The sequence below is a fragment of the Flavihumibacter sp. CACIAM 22H1 genome, from assembly GCF_001601815.1.
Taxonomy (GTDB): Bacteria; Bacteroidota; Bacteroidia; order Chitinophagales; family Chitinophagaceae; genus Flavihumibacter.
Genome location: NZ_LUKG01000014.1, coordinates 51702 through 60405, shown reverse-complemented (window position 1 = coordinate 60405; position 8704 = coordinate 51702). Strand labels below are relative to the sequence as shown.

Sequence of the window (8704 nt, the reverse complement as noted above, 5' to 3'; positions counted from 1 at the left end):
GATACAGGATGTCAAATTCATGAATGATGACAATACCCTGCTGCTGAGTGCGGTTAAAAACGGGCAGTCTGATATCTTCACGTTCAAAATCGACCGGGAAAGAGAAGAGCAGATTACCAACGATATCTATGACGATCTGGATCCCAGTTTTGTAAGTTTCCCCAATAAAATGGGTATCATTTATGCATCTAACCGGCCCTCTGCCACCGCAGCGTCGGCTGATACTGTAATACCTTCTAACTACCGCTACAATATTTTCCTGGTAGACAATTTTAATAAGAGTGAATTCAAACAGATTTCACAATTGAGTAATCTCCGCTATGGAAATGCCCGCAACCCAACGCAGTACAATACCAACCATTTTACTTTTACGGCAGATGAAAACGGCATCAATAACCGGTTTGCCGGTTTTTTCTCCACCACCCGGGCAGGTGTAGATACAATTTACCAGGTAGGTGATGATATTTTACGCAACCCCGATTACAGAGACCTGGATTCGCTTCTCCGATTCTACGATAAAACTGAACCAGATACAATTTATACCTTCTCCATTACCAATGATTCGGCTTATGTATTTCCCATCACCAATTATCAAAGTGGGCTGAAAGAAACCAAAGCCGCTGGTGATGGAGATATGGTAAGTGAAATGCGCCGCGAGGGAGACCTGCTTTTCCTGTATAAGTTAAAAGTAGATGAGAATACATTGCGGAAAAGGAATATTAATCCGCGCCCCACTGATTTTCGTAAACGGAATATTGATCAGCTGAGAATGACAACCGGGCCGGCTACCCAGTTTCAGCCGGTACAGAAAACGGATAGTGCCAAAGCTGTTCCCACGGTTGAATTTGAATCGGAGTTTGCGGATGAATCGGTTGATTCGGCTGCCATTGCCCGAAACCGTCAAAGAAAACAACTGCAGGAGCAGGAACCTTCTGTATTGAAAAAAGCAGGCCGTTTCAATTATACCTGGAAGTTTTCGGTTGACCAGGTTACCGGCTCGCTCTTCAATAACGATGTATTGGTTACGCGTTATGAGCCCTTTACCGGTGCATTACCCGTAAATAACAGTGCCAATAACGGTTTCAACGGTATGTTCAAAGTAACCGTGTATGACCTCATGGAAGACCTCCGTTTTACCGGTATGTTCCGGTCCCCGCTGATCAATACAGCAGGGCAGGGTTTTCCGATTAACGTAGGGCAACCGAATGTATTCATCCCCGGCTCCCAGTCACTGTTCAATTCAGGATCAGAGTACCTGGCAAGAGTTGATTATTTAAAACACCGGTTTGATTATTCGGCCCTCTATTACCGGCGTACAGATGTGGGCTCTGCCGGTTTGGGCGGTGGTATGTATGCGCCGGCAAAACTGTTTACCAATCTTTACCAATTGGGCGTTAAATATCCGTTTGATAAAATCAGGAGCCTGCGGATCAATGCAGGCGTTCGGTCCGACAAAGTGGTGGTGAAAGCAATTTCAGATCCTCCTGAAACATTAACCCTGGAGGATGCTAAGCAAACCTATGGCTTGCTGCGCCTGGAATATGTACACGATAATTCCATACAGAAAACTACCAATATTCTGAATGGCTTACGGTACAAAGTATACCTCGACTATAATACCCAACTGGCCAATTCCAATAAAACAGTGGAGGGTCGTACCACCTTTAACTTCGGGTGGGATGCACGGTATTACTACCCGATTTTCCAGAACTTCATCTGGGCAGGGCGTGCTGCTGCTGATTTTTCCTGGGGCGATAAAAAAATCGTGTATTACCTCGGCGGACAGGATGGATGGTTGTTCCCCAAGGCCAATAACGAAGTTCAGCCGCAGGATCCCGATTATGCCTTCCAGGCTTTGGCGGTTAATATGAGAGGACATCGGCAAAATATTACCAATGGTAATAATGCCGTGGTTCTAAACAGTGAGTTCCGCCTACCGGTATTTACAACCTTGTTAAAACGCCCCATCAATAATGCCTTCCTGCGCAATTTTCAGTTGATCCAGTTTGTAGACCTTGGAACGGCCTGGAATGGTAGTTATAACGGAATTCAGCGGCCTTCCAGAGTATACCAGGAAGGTAACGTACAGGTGAAGATCAAAGCCGGTGGTGTTGGGCCCTTTGTTGGCGGGTATGGATTTGGTGCCCGTTCCACCCTTTTAGGTTATTTCCTGCGGCTGGATACAGGCTGGGAAATGAACGGTGTATTTAAAGGCAAGCCAATCTGGCATTTTGCCATGGGAATTGATTTTTAATATCTCCTTACAGACATAAAAAAGCCGGCAATTGCCGGCTTTTTTGGTTATTGCGATGCAACTATTTTCAAAGGACAGGTTTGGTTTGAACAGGTTGGCCGGCTTCCGGGTACCAATTGATTTTGCGGGTTCCAAACATTACCAGGGCAAGGATAAGGAAGAGGCCGATACTTCCTACCAACAGGGCTGTGTCTTCCAGCCGAACCAGGATAAAGGCAAAGCCATAGAGGCAGGTCAGCACAAATCCAAATAACGACGCTGTTTTCCAATTGCTGAAATGCGTATGAACATAAAGAGTTATCAATGCAATGGTTGCTGCAGCTGCCATTCCATAAGCCCACTCGAAAGCAACCAACTCACTTAACGATAAAAGCAGGGTATAAAAAACAGAAAGTGCTATTCCTACCAGCACATACTGAATCGGGTGTACTGGTTTTTTCTGCATCAGTTCCATTACCAGGAAAAGGGAAAATGTAAGACCTATAAATAAGAGGGCATATTTAACACAACGTTCTGTTTTTGCATATTGATCGGCCGGCTGAATCATAGAAACACCAAAGGAAAAATCGTCTTCCGGGAATGCTTTATCCCGTAGAATTGTTCCAAAGGGCAGGTTGGCTTTACTGAATGTCCAACTGGCGGTAAAACCACTGTCTTTCACCAGGTGTTCCGCCGGCAGGGTAATTCCATCAAACGAAGGATTAGGCCAGGCGGAACGAACCTGGTAACGGCTGTTGCCAGCCATAGGGATAAAATGTAACTGTTCACTTCCCTTGAGTTGTAACACCGTATTAAATTCCAGCTTGGAAATATCCGTGTTCCTCAGGTCAACGGGTGCAGATAAACAAGCTTTCAGGAGTTCCTTATCCGTAGAACCAGGAGATAGTTCCAGGTACTGTTTTCCCAATTGTACCACCAACTTTTCTTCAATTCCTTTGATATCCGACAAGCCCATACAAACACTTGCATCTTTGAGAACCAGGTTGGCCTCCTGCAGATCTTTGGGCAACTGCAAATTGAAATAACCGTTGAAGGAAGTTTGCGTGCGGTATAATAATACTTCATAAATACTTCGCTTGCGTACAATCGGATTCAGTTGGCTGATAACCTGCAGATCTTCCGGTAAAAGAACAAGCTCCTTACGCAGGGTGGTTTCTTTTCCTTTATCATTTTTGCGCTGTATTTCATACGGGATTACAAGAAAAAGTCCGGATAGTTTTTGCGGACCAGCCCAGCGCTGGCTCACTTCCTGTACAATTTCCTGCTGCCGCCCTTTTCTTTCCTGCACCAGGCTTGAAATAAACAAAGTCGGTACCATCATCAGCAGGATGAGTACGCCTGTTATAATTCCTTTGTAAAGAATGGGGGAATTGCTTGTCAACGGTTTGTCCGCATCGGGTAAATTCAGTTCTTGTTGCATAATTGATTGGTATGATGTTGAGTAATTGGTTGAAACAGAGACGGGAAAAACATCGGCAGACAGTACTTGATTGATTGCAGTACGGGATAAATAACAGCCTCCAATAACCGATAAAAAAAGCAGGGCAATAATACCCAGCAACAAGGCCCATTTAAACTTGTTACTTCCTAAAATTTCAGCCAGTACAGGCATGGCGAAGGAATACACCAGTAAGATGCCTACCAGTAGCAGTACCAGCCCTTTCAGGCGGGTTGAATAAGCCGGATTAAACCGCAACAGCAGGCTTAGCCCTATATAAAGCACTATAAATGCAGGCAGGCTGGCAAGAAAGGTGGCGGGTAGGAGCAAAAGCAAAAAAAATCCACCACCGCTTAAAAACAGGGTAATCAGGGATAAAAAACTTCCGAAAAGAAGGGCTGTCTTTATCCAGATCGCTGCGGCTGGTAACAAAACAGCAGAAAAAATGCATTTCAAAGTACTTTGTTTTACAAAGTTATTAGATAAAAAAATTTATTGCAGGGATCGGATCATTTTTTCCAGTGCATCCAGGTGTTGTTTAAATGCTTTTTCACCGGCTTTGGTAACCGAATAAGAGGTATTGGTTTTTCTGCCAATAAAACCTTTCTGCACTCTCAGGTAACCGCTTTCCTCCAGGGTTTTAAGATGGGAAGCCAGGTTTCCATCCGTTACCCCGATAAGTTCTTTCAGTTCATTGAAACTGATCTTTTCATTCACCAGCAAGGAGCTCATGATACCGAGACGTATACGGCTGTCAAAAATTTTATTTAACTGTTCAATCGGATTCATTTCAATCACTTCTTATTTCCGTTCGTATTTCCACCACATGGTAAACCCATATACAATGTGCAAGATACCAAATCCAAAGGCCCAGCCAATCAAACCATGGTTGGGAAACCACAAACAAAGTAGCCCTGTTACCAGTTGCCCATATCCCAGGAACCGTATTTCGCCCACTGTAAACTTACTTCCGTTGATCAGGGCAAGTCCGTAAAAGAGTAGGGACGACGCTGCCACCAGGCCATAATATTGAAGTTCCATTAGCCGCCAGATAAACAAACCTCCTACCGCCATGGGCACCATAGTGCTCCACATCAGTTTTCGGGCAGTTGGCCCCCATATCGCCACGCCCTCCTTTTTAGACCGTGCATACGTAAAAAAGAAGGCAAGTGTAAGGGCACTCAGGAAAACCAGGGCCGCAATTACCAGCAGGTCCTGCTTCAGGCAGGTGGGGCAGGCACTTGGCGTACCATAGGCATTCTTGTAATAAGAACGGATAGCCCCATTTGCCACAAATGCGCCGACAAGGGCGGAACAGCCAGCGGCTACCCCACTCCAGCCACTCAGGCTGATAAAACGGCTGCTTTTTTCCATCATCTGGCGGATTTCCCGCAGGTCGTGAAACGAACTTGTGTCCATAGTTACTAAAGCACTTTGTAATTCAAAGTACGCAAACGGAATCCAAACGGCAAAATATTCCTTTTAACACATCTGTTAAATTCGCCTAATCCTACTTTCTAAGTGTTAATTTTGCTGTTCTATGAAATTAAGACCCTTTGGCCAGCGGGCATACGGGCTAGTGCTAACCTTATTGATTACCCTAATTACCCAGGCGCAGACCAAAACTATCCGGGGCTATGTGAAGGACAAGTTAAGTGAGGAAAGAATCCCCTTTGCCTCTATAAAATTCCTCGGTTCCTCCCAGGGTCGGTTAACCGACTCTTCCGGGAGCTTTGTTTTTCGTTTTACTGAATGGCCGACCGATACCCTTGAAGTTACTTATGTTGGCTACCAGGATTACCGGGTAGCCATCCATCCGGATATGCTTACTATTTCTGAAAACGGCAACCTGCTGGAACTGGTTATATCCATGGAACGGGGTAAATACAGTTCGGCTGTAATAGTAAAGCAGAAGATTGACCGCGGATACCTGATGTGGAAACGTATTAATAAACGTAAACCCTTTAATGACCGGTATCGATTTACCAGTTTCACCTACGAATTGTATAATAAGCTGGAACTGGATCTGAACCGGATCAATAAAGAAAAACTGAAAGAGCTCGGTCCGCTAAAACCTTTTGATTTTATTTTCGACAATGTAGATACCTCGGAAGGCCAGCCATTTTTACCGGTTTACCTCACCGAAACCATTTCCAATTACTATTACCAGAAATCGCCCTGGAAAACCCGCGAAATTATCAAGGGCGTAAAAACCATGGGTGTCGAAAATGAAAGTATTTCAAAGCTCCTGGGCGGTACTGAACAGAACGTTAATATATATAATAACTATATACCTGTATTTGACAAACAATTTGTGAGTCCGTTGAGTGATAACGGCCCTGCTTATTATAAATACACCGTATTGGATACCCAGTATGTAGCCGGGCAACGACTGATTCACTTTGTATTTCAGCCCAGGCGGAAGGGAGAAAATACATTTGAAGGAGATGCATGGGTGCACGATCCTACCTGGGCCATCCAGAAAATGACCCTGAATTTAAGCCGCGAAGCAAATATCAATTTTATTGACAAACTATCACTGATACAGGAATACGCACTGATAGACGACAGTACCTGGTTTCTTGCCAAAGACAAATTTGTGGCGGATGTAGCACCTATCGGTAAAACAAGGTTCGGCGTTATCGGACGTAAAACCACCACCTATCGTGATGTTGTCGTAAATGCATCTTTTATACGCGACAGCATAGCAAAAAACAAAGTACAGTCGGAAATACTTTTTGCAGAAGGCGCCATGAAAAAACAAGACAGCTACTGGTCCGACTCCCGGCACGAATCGCTCAACAAAAATGAAAAAGCGATTTATGCAATGATTGATACCCTGCAAAAAATGCCGATCTTCAAACGTTATGTAAATACCATTAATTTCCTGGCAACTGGTTACAGGAATGTGGGAAATTTTGAAATAGGCCCCTGGTACAACTGGTTTACCGGTAACCAATGGGAAGGATTCCGCACCCGCTTTGACCTGGGAACCAATACTAAATTCCATAAAGACCTGTACCTGCACGGCTATATTGCCTATGGATTCGGCGATAAAGCCTTCAAGTATAAAGCAGAAGCCAAATACCTGTTTAGCCGTTCACCAAGAGCATATATACATGCCAGTTATACTAAAGACCTTGATAACGGGCAGGTTTATTACGACGAAATAAGCACGGATAATATCTTTGCACTGACCATACGTAAGCCCGGCATTCCTATAAAATTCATGCAGATCAAAGAAGCCAAGCTGGAGTTATTTAAAGAATGGTCGCCTGGCATTTCTGCAACCCTTATCGGAACACATAAGAGTTTTGACCCGCTGAAAAATATTCCTCCAAAAGAAATTTTCCAGACCAACGGGCAAAAAGGAACACCGCTTACCAATTTTGAAATGGCCGTAAAACTGCGCTTCGGTTACAATGAACGATTTCTCGAAACCAGCTTTAACCGCTTCAGCCTGGGCAGTTCCTTTCCTATTATTGAATTCCTGTATGCCCGCGGTTTCCCAGGTATATTCAACAGTGATTATAGTTATGATAAATTTTACCTGAGCGTATCTGACTATGTAAAAGTTGCGCCACTGGGCAGTTTGTATTACAACGTATTTGGAGGCAGAACCACCAAAACCCTGCCCTACATGATGCTGAACGTGGCACCAGGTAATGAAATTTATTATTACAACAAATATGCATTTAACCTGATGCAACGCTTTGAGTATATCCATGACCGTTATATAGGGTTTAATGTGGAGCACAATATCGGTAATGGAATATTCCGTCTTATACCCCTGACCCGTAAATTAAAATTCCGGCAGTTCTGGAGCGCCAAAGGGTTGACCGGCGACTTATCAGCAGCCAACCGCGCATTGAACTTTGATAATCCCTACAACCAGTTCCAGAATCTAGATGGCAAGCTGTACCTCGAACTGGGTACCGGGGTCGATAATATTCTGAAAGTGTTCCGGTTGGATTTTGTATGGAGACTTAGTCCGCGCCCGCTTCCTGCAGAAAGAGTTGGCCGCTTTGGAATTTTTGGCAGTTTCCGTTTGGCATTCTAAAGATGAACCAGTATATTTTGCTATCTTATAAAAGCAAAATTACGATGCATGCCGGAAAAATATATTTTGTCGCTCGATCAGGGCACCACCAGTTCAAGAGCAATTTTATTCGATAAATACGGGCAAATTTGCCATGTAGCACAGAAAGAATTTACCCAGCACTATCCTAAGCCGGGGTGGGTAGAGCACAATGCCGAGGAAATATGGGCCACCCAGTTTGCGGTTATGGCAGAAACCATTGCAAAAGCCTCTCTTACCACGGCTGATATTGCGGCAATCGGCATAACCAATCAACGTGAAACCACCGTAGTGTGGGACCGGGCCAGCTCCAAACCCATATATAATGCTATTGTTTGGCAGGATCGAAGAACAGCCCAGTATTGTGATCAGTTAAAGGCCGATGGCCTGGCATCTATGATTCAGAAAAAAACCGGCCTGGTACTGGATGCCTATTTTTCTGCTACCAAACTTAAATGGATCCTGGACAATGTCAGTGGCGCCAGGGAAAAAGCTGTAAAAGGAGAGCTGGCATTTGGCACCATCGATTCCTGGTTAAACTGGAAACTAACCAACGGAAAAGTACATGTAACAGATGTTTCCAATGCAAGCCGTACCATGCTCATGAACCTGGAAACCTGTCAATGGGACGACGAACTGCTGCGCCTTTTTGATATTCCGGCAGCTGTATTACCGGAAATTATTGCCAGCAGCAACATATACGGCGTAACAGAATCAGTGGTCAGGAATGCCAATATACCGCTGGCCGGAATTGCGGGCGACCAGCAGGCTGCTTTGTTCGGGCAGCAATGTACCACCCCGGGCATGGTAAAAAACACCTATGGAACCGGTTGTTTTATGTTGATGCATACCGGTGAAAAAATTGTGCATTCTACCAATAATCTTCTTACAACCGTTGCCTGGAAACTTAATAACCGGGTGGAATATGCGGTAG

General features: G+C 44.5%; 5 protein-coding genes and 1 pseudogene. 3 read left to right on the top strand and 3 right to left on the bottom strand.

Going from position 1 to position 8704, the window contains the following annotated elements; all coding sequences use genetic code 11:
* Positions 1 to 2254 (top strand): annotated as a pseudogene (locus A1D16_RS06390) (hypothetical protein); the annotation flags it as partial.
* A 67-nt stretch (positions 2255 to 2321) separates the two neighbouring features.
* Here A1D16_RS06390 and creD read toward each other — a convergent pair.
* From creD to A1D16_RS06375, 3 genes are read right to left on the bottom strand one after another with little or no spacing between them, the layout of a single operon-like run.
* Positions 2322 to 4148, bottom strand: coding sequence for a cell envelope integrity protein CreD (gene creD, locus A1D16_RS06385; protein ID WP_290708471.1), 1827 nt, complete (start codon positions 4146 to 4148; stop codon positions 2322 to 2324).
* Positions 4149 to 4184: 36 nt separating this feature from the next.
* Positions 4185 to 4481: a transcriptional regulator gene (locus tag A1D16_RS06380; RefSeq protein WP_290708470.1), complete on the bottom strand. Its 297-nt coding sequence runs from the start codon at positions 4479 to 4481 to the stop codon at positions 4185 to 4187.
* Positions 4482 to 4493: 12 nt separating this feature from the next.
* Positions 4494 to 5111 (bottom strand): hypothetical protein, encoded by a 618-nt coding sequence (locus tag A1D16_RS06375; RefSeq protein ID WP_290708469.1) that lies wholly within the window; start codon positions 5109 to 5111, stop codon positions 4494 to 4496.
* 121 nt (positions 5112 to 5232) lie between these two features.
* Here A1D16_RS06375 and A1D16_RS06370 point away from each other — a divergent pair, with 121 nt between their 5' ends.
* Both A1D16_RS06370 and glpK read left to right on the top strand, forming a co-directional pair.
* Positions 5233 to 7752: a DUF5686 family protein gene (locus A1D16_RS06370; RefSeq protein WP_290708467.1), complete on the top strand. Its 2520-nt coding sequence runs from the start codon at positions 5233 to 5235 to the stop codon at positions 7750 to 7752.
* Positions 7753 to 7800: 48 nt separating this feature from the next.
* Positions 7801 to 8704, top strand: a 904-nt coding sequence (gene glpK, locus A1D16_RS06365) for a glycerol kinase GlpK (RefSeq protein ID WP_290708466.1), incomplete at its 3' end; no start/stop codon positions are given.